Origin of the sequence: Treponema sp. UBA6852, from assembly GCA_002449305.1 — a bacterium.
Lineage (GTDB): Bacteria > Spirochaetota > Spirochaetia > Treponematales > Treponemataceae > Treponema_D.
The window spans coordinates 1-15,722 of record DKDI01000044.1; the positions used below are offsets into that span (position 1 = coordinate 1).

The following is a 15,722-nucleotide window of genomic DNA, read 5'->3' on the forward strand; positions in this document are numbered from 1 at the left end:
AGTCTCTATTGTACCCCCCCCCGGGATTTGTCAAGTACTTTTATAAATTTTTGTTAATTTTTTTCTGCTTATTCATTGGCATTAAACAAAACTTTTTTCCTAAACATCCGCTTTATTTTTTCCGAAAATCAGAACAAGGGAATCTTTTTATTCAGAGGGTGCAATATGAAGTCTATTGGAATAAAACTCGCAGACGGAACTTTCTATCCGCTTTTGGAAGAAGGAAATCCAGAAAAGAAAACTATTGACCTAACGACGGTCATGGACAACCAAACAAAAGTTCAGGTTGACGTATATAGAACAGAAACTGGAACGCTCGAAGGCGCAGAATATGTGGACACACTTGAAATTACAAATTTGAATCCGCATCAAAACGGAGAGCCGACTTTGTGCCTTGCAATCGACGTGGACAAAAACAACGAGCTTTCCGCAGAAATCCGTGACCTTGAAACTGGAAAGAAAAGCGAAATCCAAGTTACCCTCGCATCCCGCACTCATTCAGAGGCAAACCAGATAGAAAAAATTTCCCAGGAAGAAGATGCGCCAGTTACAATTTCTGACAGCGATCTTGCAAATGCCGGACTTGCAGATTTTGTTGCAGAGCAGGCAAAAAAAACAAATGACGACGACTTTCACTTTGACGACCTGAATAATTCTGAGCCGCAAACTTCACCAGAATCTTCTGCGGACGAAGAAATTTTTGGCAAGGACAGTTTGGACCTTCCAGAGTTTCCTTCAGATGCAAATGAAGAAATTTCTGCGGATTCATTTCTTGATGAAGAGGACGACAAAACTTTTGTGCCGGACAACACAAAGCTTCATCCTGAAATTGAGGAAATAGAAAATTTCGACACAGAAGTTTTTGAAGAGCCGGACACAAGCATTCAAGAAGAATTCACAGACGAGCCAATTGAAGCAGAAGAACAAGAAATTCCAGAGCAGGAAATTTCAGAAGCTCCTTCAGAAGACAATGTGATTGACGTTGACCACACGGAAGTTGAACTTCCAGATGACCAGACAGAAATAAACGACCTTCCGGATTTTGACAGCACAGAATCAGTTGAAGATGAAGAACCGAAAGAAAATGAAACTCAACTTTCAGAAGAAAGCAATGAGCTGCCTGATTTTGATGACACAGAATTTTCACTTCCAGATTTTGAGGATGAAAAAACAGAAGAGTCTCTTTCCGATGAGGATTTTTCTCTTCCGCCGGAATTTGACGATGAGTCAGAACTTCCGCAAGAAAACGAAGAGCAGCCAAAAGATCCAACGTTTCAGCCAAACACAAATATGTTCAGCAATCTTTATGACAAAGAAACAATGCAAGGCTCGTCATCTTCATATAGCGAGGAAGACGAAATAAAAAGGAAAACAAAAGCGCCTGTAATAATCTGCGTGGTCTGCGCAATAATTTGCGTGATTGCGGCACTACTTGTGCTTTTTGTAATTCCATCCAAGCTGAATATTTTTGGAAAGCACACTGAAAAAATTTCAGAACAGGAACAAGTAACAAATCTTCCTTCTGAAGAAATTAATCAGCAAACAGAAATTGCAGAGCTTCCGCCTGAACCAGAGCCAATTCCTGCGAAAGAAGATGAAATTGTAATTGCAGAAATTCCAGAAGCTGTTGTGCCAGAACCGCCAGAACCGGCTCCAGAACCAATTGAAGACATTCGCTACAAAATTGTCTGGGGAGACACTTTGTGGGACATTTCAAATGCCTACTATAAAACTCCTTGGAAATACAAGCGAATTGCAAATTATAACGGCATAAAAAATCCTGACCACATTATTTCCGGGCATTGGATTCTTATTCCGGCGGAGTAATTTTTTGGCATTTAGTTTTTTATATTATTGATGAAAAAAGTACGTGTATTTATTTCCTGCCTGATTGTCTTGGTGAGCTTTACAGGATTTGGATGCGCACAAAATAATTCTCTGCAAAAAAAATATGGACAAGATTCCGCATATTTTATGGCGCTTCTTTCTCTTGAAAACGGAAACCAGCGTCAGGCGGAACATCTTTTAAAGCAAGCTGAAAAAAAAGCGTCTCCATTAATTGCAAGACGTTCAATGGAAAAACTTTCGCAGCTTGGAAATGTTCAGGAACGCATAAACAGAAGCTACAGTTTGTACAAAAAATTTCCAGATGAAGAGACAAAACTTGCAGCCGCAAAAGAATTTTTTGAAAACAAGGAATATGCAAGAGTAATCCGCTTTACAGAAAAAATCGATTTAAAAAATTGCCTGAATGAAACCGCGTACTACAGGCTTTCTTCAATGCATAAAAAAAGCGACTCAAGATTCAGCAAGGAATTTTTTGAATGGTGCGTATCAAGAACATTTACAGATTTGCATTACAAGCTTTTTTGCGAAACATTCAAATCCGAAGAAACGGAAGAATCAAAAGTTATCCAGCTGCGTGCCGATGTCTTTACAAAAAATTATGTCGCCGCATATTCAAATGCAAAATCACTTCTTGAAAATAAAAAATTTCTTTTTCCGCAAATTTTAAGCGATGCAGGAAAATCATTTTTATACGGCTCAAACAGTTTTTTTTCAAATGCGATTTATCTTGATTCCATAAAAAACAGTTTGCCTGACGATTGCAAATTCTACGCAGACTTTTATTCAGGGCGGCTTTATGACAAAGCAGATGCCTACAAAACAAGAGCTTTAAACAGATTTGTTCTTGCAATGCAAGAGTCTTTGTCGGACGCAAATTTTGACAATGCGCTTTGGTATTATTTAAATTGCCTTTTAAGAATTTCAGTTCCAAAAACAATCGATGCGATTTCTCAATACAAAGATGAATGGAAAACCCCATCTTACTTTGATGATTTTTTTGAGACACTTTCTGTGAGGCTTCTTTCGCTTCATGCTTGGAATGATTTTTTTAAAACTGCAGATCTAATTTATGGAAAAGCAAGCCCGGAAATTTCTGCAAAGTATTCATATATTTCTGCCCGGCTCATTCAGGAAAATTTTATCAAGCCTTCAAAAGAAAAATCAGAAGAAGAACATAGGCTTTTTTCGCAGGCACTTCAAAGCGGAAGCGATTTATACTACAGATTTCTTGCAATAGAAAAATTGGAGTTGGACAAAACAAAAGCAGAAGAAATTATTTTTTCAGTAGGAAACAAAAAAGAAATTCAGCCGGACATTCAAGCTGAAAAACTTTTGCTTGGATATGCAGACTTCGGACTTAAAGAATTTATTTATCCTGAATACCAAAAACTTCAAGATAAAATCGGAATCGAATGCGCAGAAAAAATTGCAGAATTTCTAAGTCAGTGCGGAAAAGGACAAGAAAGCATCCGAATTGCTTCCAGACGATTATTTTCAAAAGATCAGCCTTTTCAAAAAAAACTTCTGGAACTTTCATTTCCGCAGTATTTTAAAGAGAGCGTTCAAAAATCTTGTCAGGATTTTTCGCAGCCGGAATATCTTCTTTACGGATTAATCAGAAGCGAAAGTTTTTTTAATCCAAATGCAAAAAGCAACGCCGGCGCAAAAGGACTTACTCAGCTTATGGAAGGAACCGCCGCAGACGTTGCACGAAAACTTAAAGTAGCGCAATTTGATTTAACAGACAGCGAGACAAATATAAGATTCGGCTCATTTTATCTTGAAGAACTCAGGCGCAGGCTTGACGGCTCTTCCATACTTGCAACTTTTTCTTACAACGGCGGAATTTCAAGAGTGCGTTCCTGGGTAAAAAGCGCGAACCTTGAATTCGGAACTTCAAATTTGCCAAAGGATTTATTTTTAGAAGCGATTCCATTTTCTGAAACAAGAGAATACGGACGCAAAGTTGTTTCCGCGGCGGCGATGTACGGCTATCTTTATTACGGACTAAGCACATCGCAAGTTGTTGAAGAAATTATGAAATGAAACTAGAATACATTGCGCTTTAAAAAGCTCTAAAAATATTTTTATTCTTTTTAATTTTATAAACGGAGACAAAATTATGACTGACCCGTTTGCACAAGTTCTGCCTCAGGCATTTCATTTTTCACATTTGCAAGGAACGCAGTTTGTTCTTTTGCTCGGAATCATCATGTTTTTTGGCGCGCTCGGCGGACGCATTTTTCAAAAGCTGAAAATTCCGCAAGTCGTAGGATATATTGTAATCGGAATTTTAATCGGCTCTTCTGGCTTTCAAATTTTGCGTCTTGAAACAATAATCGCATTGAATCCCGTAAATACAATCGCGCTTTCTCTAATAGGATTTTTAATCGGTGCGGAGTTAAAAATCGATGTAATAAAAAAATACGGCAAACAGTTCATTGGAATTTTAATCGGCGAATCTGTAACTCCATTTTTTGTAGTTGGAATTTTCGTCACGTTGGTCGCATACATTTTTATGAAAGATTTCAAGACCGCTGTTTCTTTCGGACTGATTCTTGGTGCAATATGCGCCGCTACAGCTCCAGCCGCAACAACTGATGTTTTAAAGGAATACAGAACGCGCGGACCTTTAACTACAACGACTCTTGGAATTGTTGCAATGGATGACGCAGTCGCACTGATTTTGTACGCAGTCGCATCTACGGTTGTTTCGCCCTTGCTTGGCGGACAAGGACAATCGTTTGGAATGCAGATGCTGAATATTGCAAAAGATATTTTTGGTTCTATCATAGCCGGAAGCATTTTTGGCGCGCTTGTAACTTTTGTTGTAAAAAACCTTATGAAAGATGAAGGCAGAGTTCTTTCATTCGGGCTTGGAGGACTTTTTCTTTCCACAGGAATCTGCATAATTTTAGGGCTTGACAATATTCTTGCTGCAATGTCCTTGGGATTTTTTATGGTAAATTTCGCACCTGCAAAAACACGCCCGATATTCAGCCTAGTTGAAAAATTCACGCCTCCGATTTACGTCTTATTTTTTGTGCTTGTGGGCGCAAAACTGAATATTTGGGTTGTTACGCCGGTCTTGGGAATTCTTGCAATTGTCTATGTTGCAGGAAGAACTTTAGGAAAATCAATAGGCGCACGTCTTGGTGCAAAGATAACAAAAGCTCCTCAGACAGTCCACGATTTTTTGCCATGGTGTCTTCTAAGCCAAGCCGGAGTTGCAATCGGACTCAGTATTGCAGCAAGCAACGATTTTGAAAATTCAATTGGTCCGTCCGTAATATTGATAATCACGGCGACAACTTTTATCGTACAGCTAATTGGTCCAGTCTGTGTAAAACATGGAGTTACAAAAGCCGGCGAAGTTGGTCTTGCCATAACAGAAGACGACATTTTAAAATCCTCAAAAGTAAAAGATGTTACTTGGGGAAGTGAAAAAATATGTTGCGCCGACAGCCATGCAATTGTCAGTGAAACAGAAAAAATTTGCCATATTCTTAAAAATTTTGAAACTCACCACAATCAGTCATTTGCAGTCGCTTCAAGTGAAACTGGAAAACTTTCAGGTATAATCACGCTTGAGCATTTAAAAGAAACTCTAATGATTGGAGAATTTGCAGACACGCTTCTTGCCATTGATATTATGGATAAGCCGATTTGCACTTGCAGCCCTGAAGATTCACTTCCTGATGTCTATAAAAAATTCAGCGACGCAGACACAGAATCAATGCCAATTGTAGACAACGATGGAAAGCCTCTTGGCATTATGGAAAAATTCGCCGCTGATCATTATCTTCACACAAGAATTCTTGAAATAAACCGCAAGCTCGAAAACATGGCATAAGCAAAAAAAACGAATCATTGCATAAATCTGCCAAATTTTGTATCTTTAGAAAAATAAAATTTTAGAGGTAGAAATGGCAGACGAAGCTCTCATTGCAAAAGTAAAAGAAACTTTGGAAGCATTCCGCCCGCAACTTAATGCAGACGGTGGCGACATGGAATTTATAAATATCGATGATGAAAATAAAGTTCATCTAAAACTCACTGGAGCCTGCGGATCATGTCCAATGGCAACAATGACTCTTAAAATGGGAATTGAACGCTACTTAAAAGAAACCTGCCCCGAAATTTCCGAAGTTGTACAGGACTAAGCAATGACAGTTGAAAATGACAAATATGTTTCTATCCATTATGTATTGAAAAATGATGAAGGAGCAGTCCTAGATTCTTCCACTGAAAAAACTTTGGATTATGTTCACGGACGCGGATACCTTCTGCCTAAGCTAGAAGAGCAGTTAACAGGAAAAAATCCCGGAGATAAATTCAGCGTAGTTCTTGAACCAAAAGACGGCTACGGAGAATACAGGAAAGAACTTGTTACAGATGTTGACCGTTCAAATTTTGAAGACGGAGTTCCTATAGAAGTTGGAATGGCTTTTCAGGCAATGACTGCTTCCGGACCGCAGATTGTGCATGTTACAAAAATCAGTGATGACAAAATAACAGTTGACGCAAACCACGAGCTTGCTGGAACACGGCTTCATTTTGAAGTTGAAATTGCAGACGTGCGCAACGCAACAGAAGAAGAACTGAATCCACCATCTTGCGGTTGCGGCGGAAATTGCGGTGGCGGCTGTGGAGGCGAATGTTCTGACGGAGGATGTGGCGGCTGCGATGGAAACTGCGGCTGCGAAAATTAAAATTTAGCAGAAACAGTTTCGATTATTTTTGCAGCGTTCGCTTCTTTTGAAGAGCCGGACATATCAATAACAACATCAGCTAGCTGTTCGTAAATAAGTTCACGTTCAATAAAAAAGTCATGGAAAATTTTTTTTGCATCGACTATTGAACGTGGATTTTTTTTTGCTATAAAAGCAGGAACATTTAAAAGCATTCCGTCTTGAGCAACAGAAATTTCCCTTAAAACACGAAAACTAGCAATTCTTTCTGGAGTCTTTAAAAAAACAAAAGTTCCTATTTTTTTTAAAATATCGAGAGCTTTTTTATTTGTGCAAATTCCACCGCCAGTCGCTATAACTGCATTTTTTTTAGCGGAAGAATTTATTTTTTCCTGCAAAAGCAAGCAAGCTTTTTGTTCAGCTTCCTGAAAACCTTCATTTCCAAGTTCTGTATAAATTTGCCTAGGAGTTTTTCCTGTCATTTCAAAAATCACATCGTCTGTGTCAAAAAATGGCACTGAGAGTTTTTTGCTTATTATGCGACCTTGAGTTGATTTTCCGCAATGCTTAATGCCCATTAAAATTATGCTCAATTTTTATCCCCGGTAAATTAAAAAAATTGCTGGGACTTTGTTTATAGGCGGCTCATTTGTTTTTTTCCATTCAGCAACAGAAAGCGTCCTGATAAATTCCTGCTCAGTTGTAAGACCGGCGGCGACACAAACCCGGGTTTCATTCCGGCAAGAATTTAAAATGGATTCCAGCATCTTTAAATTTCTATACGGAGCCTCTATAAAAAGCTGAGTCTGTTTTTCATTCCAAGCGCGGTTTTCAAGCTGCCTTATTTTTGCAGCACGTTCATTCGGCTTAACAGGAAGATAGCCGTTAAAAGCAAAACTCTGTCCATTCAGTCCGCTTGCCATTACAGCCATAATCATCGAAGACGGACCGGAAAGCGGAACAACTTTCAAGCCTTTTTTCTGCGCAATTTCAACAACAGTAGCTCCCGGATCGGCAACAGCAGGACATCCAGCCTCTGAAATAATTCCCATCGGCAGTTTTCTCTTTAAAAGCGGATCAAGATAATTTGAAATTTTTGCAAGGTCTGAATGCTCGTTTAGTTCAAGAAATTCCAGCGAATCAATATCAATAGATGAATCACTAAGCTTTAAAAAACGGATTGCAGAACGCCGGTTTTCAACAATGAAATTTTTTATTCCGAGGATAATTTTTCTGTTATATTCAGGAAGAACTTTTTGGTATTCAGTTTCACCCAAAGTTACAGGAATAAGATAAAGTGCAGGCTCAATTTTTTCCATTGCAAATCACCGTGTAAAAATTGAAATAAAACTTGCGCCGCCAATAAAAGTTCCAATGCTGCTTCCAATTGAAGACAAAAAGAAAACAAGCAGAACGCGAAGAATTCTATTTTTATAAAAGCCTTTTAAACTCGAAGCATCAGCCTGCAAATTTTCCATGTCTTCAACCGCCGGCTTTTTTACAAGAGCCTGAACAATTCCAGAAACAAATCCAATTCCAATAAACGGACAAAGCGAAGTAAACGGCGCTCCAACAGCAGAAGCTAAAATTGCAAGAATGTGTCCGCCTGCAACAGCAGCTCCAATAGCCGCAAGAATTCCATTCCACAAAACCCAGCTTCCAATCAAATCCGCGCCTTTTTCAATTCCGCCTACAATAAAGCCAGCAGCAATAAGTCCCAAAATCAAAATCGGAATTATCCAAGAAGCAACTTTTGCTCCAGCTGATTTTTCTGGAACTTTCTCAATTGCACTTACATCAGGAATTTCTTTTCCAGCCGCAATTTTTTCAAGATGAGAAGAAACTCCAGGCAAATGTCCTGCTCCTAAAACCGCAAGAATATTTTTTTGGGGACAAGACCAAATTTTTGAAGCAAGATAAAAATCACGTTCGTCAATCAGAACTTCTTTTACAGCCGGAAGATAAGACGAAAGTTCCTGCATCATTGTATCCATTTCGCTGGACTGCTTTAAATTTTCAATTTCAGTTTCTGAAACTTCTTCCTTGGAAAAAGCAGTGGCAATAAGCAGAGAAAGCAGTTTGCATTTTCCCATAAAAGAATTTTTTGCCCAGGCACGGCGCAACGTAACTGTTACAGGACGGTCAACCATTATTTGCGGAATTCCAAGCTCCTTAGCTTTTTTGATTGCGGCCGCCATTTCGTCTCCGGGCTTTATTCCAGCGTCTTCTCCCATTCGTTTCTGATAAGCTGAAAGGACAATGTTTGCAAGCAAAAGAAATCCTTGTTTTTTCTTGAGAATTTCAATTATGTCCATTTTTTTCCAGGACTCTTTATCCTCCATGTTTTTCAAGCGGTTTTCGTCAAGCTCAATTGCAACAGAATCCGGCTTCTGCTCTTCAATAGCTTTTTCAACTTCTGAAATACTAGCTTTTGAAACGTGCGCTGTGCCAATGAGAATAAATTTTCTTCCATTAAGCTCAAGAATTTTTTGTGTTGACTTGTTTTCTTCCATAAAAAATTATTTTAAAGGAACTTTTCCTTTTGTTCTCCATTCTGCCAAACGAAATTCAAAAAACATTGGGCTGTTCATGCTGACAACCTTTGCATAATATTCATTGGCAAGTTCTGTTCCACCAAACATATCATAAAAAAGCGCAAGATAATAGTACATTTTTCCCTGCAAATTTCTATTCGTCATTGCTGAAATTCTCTGCGGCAAAGGACGCTCTCCAGCCCTATCATGGAAAACCCGGAGCATAGAATATTCAATCGAATTTCTGTCCATTTTTCTAAGAACCTGATTGCTGAAATTTTTTGCTTCAGTTCCGTTGCCTTCTTTGTAATAGCAGTAAGTAATCATTAGCGGATAAGAAATATTATTCTTGTTGGAATCATAGCACTTCATAAAAGCTTCGCGCGCAGTTGTCCAATTTTCTTCGTGAAGGGCAAGAATTCCAAGGCTTTCGTAAGCGTAGTAATAATTTGGATTCAACTCAATGACTTTTTTGTAGTCTGCCATTGCCTTTGCAAAAATATCCTGCTCATCATAAAGCCCCGCTCTGTATGCGTAAGCTAAAAAATAATCCGGTTCAATTTCGATTGCCTTTGTCCAGGCAGCTTCAGCATTTTTATAGTGCCCAAGATAACGCTCGTACATTCCGTAATCCATGTTGCATTCATAGTTTTCAGAATCTGTATCGAGAGCCTGCTTTGCATAATCAGAAGCGATTTTATATTCATTTGCAGCGTATGCAAGTTTTCCTAAATACAAAAAAGCCTGAGTGTTTTTCGGGTCAATCTCAAGAATTTTTTTGAAAGTTTTTTCAGCTTCATCATCATTTTCAAGATAATAGTCGCATTGTCCAGCACCGCGCAAAGCATCAATATTTTCAGGCTCGCGGACTAAAGCTCTTTTATAATAAATTTTTGCCTGCTTGTAGTTTTTCTTTAAAAACATATCTTCGCCAAGCTCCACATTTGCGGCGGAATTCAGCTTGTCTTTTGCCAAAAGCGAATTGACTTGTTTTGCACGCTCGGCATTGTCGCCTTTCATTTTTGCAATTGCAACCGCAAGAGACGCAACATCATCATTCTGTGGATCACGTTGTGAAAGTTCATTGCAAAGAGCCTGAGCCTCATCAAGATTTTCCGCGCTCACATTTATCGCAGCCTTTAAAAAAAGCAAATCAAAATCATCCGCATATTTCGCCGGAAGCTTGGTTTCATAAAGGGAAAGAGCCGCTTCTGGTCCGTCTTTGTTCAAAACCGACTGCAAATCTTCCATAAAATCAGTTTTTGAATATTCAGCTTTTTTCTTTGTTTCTGATTTTTTTTCAGTTTCAGCAGCTTGAGCCGGCTCTACAGGTTTTTCAGTTGAAGCGCAAGAAGAAAGCCCCATGCTCAAAATAACAGCAACTGCCACAACAAGAACAACCGCAGCCAAAAGCTCCGTCAATGTAGTTTTTACCGAACTTTTCATAATTCCTCATATTCCAGAATGCTTATTGCCTTTTACACTTTTTAAATATAAAATAGCAAAGTTATGCGTAAACATCCTGTAAGAAAGTTTTTTGGACTTACACTCCTTTATTCAGCTATTATTGTCGGCATTTTTGTTATTCAATTTAAGTCCAACTCTGTATTTTCCAAATCTTTGGGAGACTTGAATTTTTCAATTTCCCAGATTCAAACAGAAAACAACGGGACAAGTTTAAAAAATCAAATAAAAGTATCTTTTAAAGGCATCACATTTTCAGCAGACGACAAAAATCCGGTGACTGCAAAAGATTCTAACGGAAACTTAAGGCCTCTTTTCCTTGAATCCTATGAAGAGCTGGCTGATTCCGTGGAATTTTCGTTTAACGGAGGCGCGCACATAATGTTCCGCCAAATTCAGGATGAAGAAAATTCAGCTGCGCTTTCGATTCTTGCAGTTCCGCCTGAAAACTGCACGGAAATTTTCCTTCCATATAAAATTGCGCAAACTTACAGCACAGAAAATGTTTCGCCGACAAACATTCTTGTTACTTCAAAAGACGGAATTTTCAGTTTTACCTCCCACGGATTCAGCGCGGAAAAAATTGCATTTACAAAAAAAGATTCCGCGGCGCAATATTCGCATTACAATCCTACAAAAAAATTCACATTTGATCTTGTTGCCGACCTTAAAGGAACCAACGACAGCGAAATCAAGGAGCTTACAACAAAAATCCGCTACAGCCTTGTTGAAAAAATTCAGTCTGCATTGGCGCAGGCAAAAATCGACTCGCTTTCGGAAATAGACATAACGGCTTATGTTGCGGAACTTGCTTCACAAGGAAAATACAATCAGGCAATCGATTCAATTCCAGACTCGTTCAAAAAGGGAAACAAACGCACTTACATTTCTTCTCCGTATTTTGACAATCTCGTTTCAATGAGCAGAAGCCTTTCAGTTCAAACTGAAAAATATGCGTCTCTTGTGCAGTCGAATTCGGCGGAAGTTTTTACAGTCGAAGGAATTTCCGATTATATTTTGCGCGAAAAAAAATCTCTAGCAATAAAAAATCTCATAGAAACTGTTTCAAAGGCAAGCGAATTTTCTCCGTTTCAGGCAGCCGGAATTATAAGTGTCTATGCAAACCTCAAAAACAAAGACTCCGCGCTCGTTCAGCCGCTTGAAGCCGTACTAGAAAACTGCGTAAATTCAATTCAGGAAAACTGCAAAATTGAAAATGGAATTATAAAAATTCAAAAAGATGCAGAAAATTCAATGGATATTTATGAAACGGTCTTTACTGGAGACGCTTTGCAAAAACTTGGAAACTTGCAGAAAAACAAAGTTCTGGTTCAAGCCGGAAATTTAATGATTTATTCAAGCCTTTCTGGAGCAGACGCAAGCATAAGGACAATCGCAAATATTTATCCTATTATAGTAAAAAATAATTATTTTTATCCGCACACAGAAATTCTTGGCTGGTACGGAAACACTTGTGTTTGGGCATGGACTTGCGCGAAATCGATTTTTTACACGCAGGAACCGGCAAACACAGCAAATATTTTTATAGACTTCCCGTTGTCGCTAACGCATTACATTATGCTGAATGGAATTCCTAATTTCCACGGAAAAATTGAAATCCAAAGCCAAATGTTCAGAACTGACCCGCGTTTTGAAACTTACAATTCATCTGGCTATGTTTACCAGAATTCTTCACGCTCGCTATTTATAAAATCGCGCCATAAGTCAAAAATGGAACTTATAAGGCTTTTCTATGATGTCCCAAGAACTTTTGAGACAACCGCAGATTTGTCAAAAGTTCCACAGCTGCCAAAACCGCCAGCACCAGAGCCTAAAAAAGCAGAGCCACAAGCACAAAATCCAGTTTCCGCAGAAGAAAATCCACCGGAACTTTCAAATTCTGAAAGCAACGCGGCGAATTTAATTTCCGAAGAACAGTAAAAATTCTTTGCCAATCTAAATCCTCGAAACTGAAGCGAAAAAAAATAAATTTTTTCACTATTTTTTGTCATTTTAAAGAAATATGTGCTATAATTACCCAAAATGCCGTTATATCAACTTTTTGAAAAAAAGCAGCAGGAGCAATTGTGAACAAACGTGATTTCCCTAAAATCCATTTTTATGATCAGGATTTTGTAGATATTTATGATAAAACTTGGAACTGGCTTTCTGAATATTGGATTAACACAGAAACAGGCGAACAAGACAGCGAAGGGCTTTTTGTTTATCCTGTAAATGGAAAATATATATTAGATCAGCTTGAAACAATTTTTTCATCGTTTTTCCTCGTTTACTCAAATAGAAATTATCCGGCAAGTAAAAACATAGATTATTTTTACGCGCGCCAAGAAGAAAACGGAGCAATCAGATGGAAATATGACGCGGCTACAAACAGTCCCATTATTGACAAAAAAAATCCAGAGGGAATAGGACTTCCGCTTTTTGCCTGGGCTGAATTCAATTTGTATCACAAAAGCGCAAACAAACGCCGCATAAAAGAAGTAATGCCGGTACTGCAAAAATACATGGAATGGATTGACAGAACTTTCAAACAGCCAAACGGACTTTATTCAGTTCCTCACGAATGTTCAACAATGTTCAATTCTCCGCGGAAAGGCGCATTTTATCCGGTCGACTTCAACAGCTGCATGGCAATCAATATGGCGCACATGTCAGCTCTTGGCGATATTCTGAATGACAAGGACTTGAGCTTTCAGTATAAAAAAATGTATTTCAGCCTAAAAACCAGAATAAACAGCCTTATGTGGGATGTAGAAAGCGGTTTTTACTACGATTTGGACAAAAATGAACAGCGTCTTTCGCAAAAAACTATAGCCGGATTCTGGCCTTTGCTTGCGGAACTTCCTAATGCGGACAGAGCGGACACTCTTATTGCGCATTTGAACAATCCAAAGACATTCGGCACAGACCATCCATTTCCTACTTTAAGCGCAGATAGTCCTGATTTTAAAGAAAACGGAGAAGGATTCAAAGGCTCTGTTTTGGCTCCATTCAATTTTATGGTTATAAAGGGCCTTGAAAAATACCAGCGTTACGCATTTGCACGCGAATGTTCAATCCGGCATTTGTATTATATTCTCGAAGCATTAAGTCCAGCGGATTCAAAGCGGAAAGGCGACTTGTACGAAGCATATCTTCCATGCCAAGAAGGTCCTGCAACCTGCCGAAGCGAAAAAGATTTTCCACGCAAACGTTTTTTGCATTTTACCGGACTTTCAACAGTTGCTCTCATGATTGAAAACGTAATCGGACTGAACATAAGCCTTCCTAGAAAAACTGTAGACTGGATTATTCCAAATCTTGAAATCATGGGAATTGAAAAGCTTTCATTAAAACGAAACCTTATCACAATTCTCAGCAACAAAAGCAAACGCGGCTGGGAAATTCAGATGGAAAGCGAAAAACTTTACTATTTTACAATCAATATTTTGGATCAAAAGAAAAAAACGCTTCCTATTCCAAGCGGAAAATGTTCGATGCTTATCGACAAACTGTAACATATTCCGCTCTGAATGTTTTTAGAGCTAAAAATGCAAAATAGTTTTTAGAAAACGCTGAATTTAACATTAAATTAACACAAATCAAAGCGTTTCTGAAAATTAATGGAATAAGGTAATTTTTAAATGAACACACCTCAAGCTGTAATTGAGATTGGCTCAACAGGAATAAGGCTTCTTGTTGCAGAACCAGTTGAAGTCCAATCGCAAAAAAAATTTAACATTCTCGACCGAAGCGATCAGCCTGTAAATTTGGGACGCGATGTTTTTACCACACGCTCAATAAGCCGCGAAACTCTTTTAATATGCCTTCATATTCTTGAACGTTACGCAGAGCAACTGGCAGCCTGGGGAATCAGCCGGGAAGAAACAATTGTAATTGCCACAAGCGCAGTCCGCGAGGCAGAAAACAGAGATCCATTTGTTGACCGAATAAAAGTAAAAACAGGCTTTATTATCCACGTAATCGACGGAATTGAAGAAAACAGGCTCATGTACCTTGCCGTAAGCGAATGCATAAAAGAAGGAAGCGTTGCAATACGGCAAAACGACTCTATTTTCCTAGACATTTCCGGCGGCGCAACAGAAATGATGCTCATGGAAAAAGGCAGAATAATCGGAGCGCACAGCATGAGGCTTGGAACTGTAATCATTGAACAGATGATTCATTCCATGATGGGAAACCTTGACGATGCCCGAAGATTCATTTCAGAATTTATACGTAATACAAAAAACACGCTGAACGCAGAAATAAATTTGGACAAAATCCAGCAGTTTATTGTTCTGGGCAACGACATGAAAATTGTTTCACTTTTTGTCGGAAAGCCAATTTCACCTTTTTTGTGGGAAGTTGAGCGCGGAGCATTTGAAAATTTCGTGGATGAAGTTCAGCATTACACGCCTGAAGAATGCATTGCAAAATTCAAAATGAGCTACAATGAAGCTCAGACATTTCAAATTTCTTTGGTTGCCTACAAACTTTTCATTCAGCTTACAAATGTAACAAAATTTATTGTTCCAGATACTTCAATCCGCGAAGGAATTCTTTTAAGCCGGAATCAACTTTCCAATCCTGAAATTCAAAACGACTTTACTCAGCAAATTTTAGCAGGCGCAAGGGCGATTTTGAAAAAATATCAGGGCGACGAAAACCACGCTGAATATGTTCGCAAAACCAGCCTTGAAATTTATGATGCGCTCCAAAAGGAACTTGGCTTTGATTCCCATGTCCGTGTGCTTCTTGAAATAAGCGCGATTCTTCACGATGTTGGAATGTTTATCAGGGCAGAAGATCACAATATCCACGGAAAATACATTGTAAACAATAGTGAAATTTTCGGACTGAACCGCGACGACAAATCCATTGTTGCGCAGATAATAAGTTTTCACCGCGGAAGCAAAATGCCGCAGGAAGACGAGGAGTTCAGGCTTTTATCCAGAAGCAGAAGAATGACCGTTTTAAAGCTAAGCGCAATTCTCCGTGTAGCAGACGCTTTGGACAGAACGCATAAACAGCATTTGTACAACTTCAACATTTCTTTTGCAAAAGACAGCATAACATTCAGAACAAAAGGACATAACAATCTTTCCTTGGAAAAACTTGCCGTTTCAGAAAAAGGCGACTTGTTTGAAAATATTTTTGGCTACAAAATAGTATTGGTATAGCT

At 38.7% G+C, this 15,722-nt stretch carries 12 protein-coding genes; 8 read left to right on the forward strand and 4 right to left on the reverse strand.

From position 1 onward, the window contains the following. Window positions 1–165 precede the first annotated feature (165 nt). The 5 genes from B3209_RS09650 (at window position 166) to B3209_RS09670 (ending at window position 6,560) form a co-directional block, all read left to right on the forward strand. Entirely contained in the window at window positions 166–1,827 is a 1,662-nt protein-coding gene (locus tag B3209_RS09650) for an Hsp70 family protein (RefSeq protein WP_296662280.1), read from the forward strand. Between the two features lie 30 nt (window positions 1,828–1,857). Continuing rightward, entirely contained in the window at window positions 1,858–3,894 is a 2,037-nt protein-coding gene (locus B3209_RS09655) for a flagellar assembly lytic transglycosylase (protein ID WP_296662281.1), read from the forward strand. A gap of 76 nt (window positions 3,895–3,970) precedes the next feature. Then, entirely contained in the window at window positions 3,971–5,701 is a 1,731-nt protein-coding gene (locus B3209_RS09660; protein ID WP_296662282.1) for a cation:proton antiporter, read from the forward strand. Between the two features lie 73 nt (window positions 5,702–5,774). Then, window positions 5,775–6,011: a NifU family protein gene (locus B3209_RS09665; RefSeq protein WP_273353452.1), complete on the forward strand. Its 237-nt coding sequence runs from the start codon at window positions 5,775–5,777 to the stop codon at window positions 6,009–6,011. Window positions 6,012–6,014: 3 nt separating this feature from the next. Beyond that, on the forward strand, window positions 6,015–6,560 hold the full coding sequence (locus B3209_RS09670; RefSeq protein ID WP_296662283.1) for an FKBP-type peptidyl-prolyl cis-trans isomerase: 546 nt from the start codon (window positions 6,015–6,017) through the stop codon (window positions 6,558–6,560). Here B3209_RS09670 and B3209_RS09675 read toward each other — a convergent pair. The 4 genes from B3209_RS09675 to B3209_RS09690 are packed head-to-tail and all read right to left on the reverse strand — an operon-like array spanning window position 6,557 to window position 10,519. Further along, window positions 6,557–7,132 (reverse strand): shikimate kinase, encoded by a 576-nt coding sequence (locus B3209_RS09675; RefSeq protein WP_296662284.1) that lies wholly within the window; start codon window positions 7,130–7,132, stop codon window positions 6,557–6,559. The genes B3209_RS09670 and B3209_RS09675 overlap by 4 nt on opposite strands. Window positions 7,133–7,135: 3 nt before the next feature. Next, entirely contained in the window at window positions 7,136–7,858 is a 723-nt protein-coding gene (locus tag B3209_RS09680; protein WP_296662285.1) for an SAM-dependent methyltransferase, read from the reverse strand. Between the two features lie 6 nt (window positions 7,859–7,864). After that, window positions 7,865–9,052 (reverse strand): TraB/GumN family protein, encoded by a 1,188-nt coding sequence (locus B3209_RS09685; protein ID WP_296091802.1) that lies wholly within the window; start codon window positions 9,050–9,052, stop codon window positions 7,865–7,867. A 6-nt stretch (window positions 9,053–9,058) separates the two neighbouring features. Beyond that, complete coding sequence (locus B3209_RS09690) at window positions 9,059–10,519, reverse strand: tetratricopeptide repeat protein (RefSeq protein ID WP_296662286.1); 1,461 nt, start codon at window positions 10,517–10,519, stop codon at window positions 9,059–9,061. Window positions 10,520–10,582: 63 nt separating this feature from the next. On the opposite strand from B3209_RS09690, the gene B3209_RS09695 reads away from it, so the two are divergent. The 3 genes from B3209_RS09695 (at window position 10,583) to B3209_RS09705 (ending at window position 15,720) form a co-directional block, all read left to right on the forward strand. Beyond that, window positions 10,583–12,478, forward strand: coding sequence for a hypothetical protein (locus B3209_RS09695; protein ID WP_296662287.1), 1,896 nt, complete (start codon window positions 10,583–10,585; stop codon window positions 12,476–12,478). Window positions 12,479–12,624: 146 nt separating this feature from the next. Then, complete coding sequence (locus B3209_RS09700; RefSeq protein ID WP_296662288.1) at window positions 12,625–14,055, forward strand: MGH1-like glycoside hydrolase domain-containing protein; 1,431 nt, start codon at window positions 12,625–12,627, stop codon at window positions 14,053–14,055. 126 nt (window positions 14,056–14,181) lie between these two features. After that, a complete protein-coding gene (locus B3209_RS09705) occupies window positions 14,182–15,720 on the forward strand; it encodes an HD domain-containing protein (protein WP_296662289.1) in 1,539 nt (512 codons plus the stop codon). Window positions 15,721–15,722: the final 2 nt, after the last annotated feature.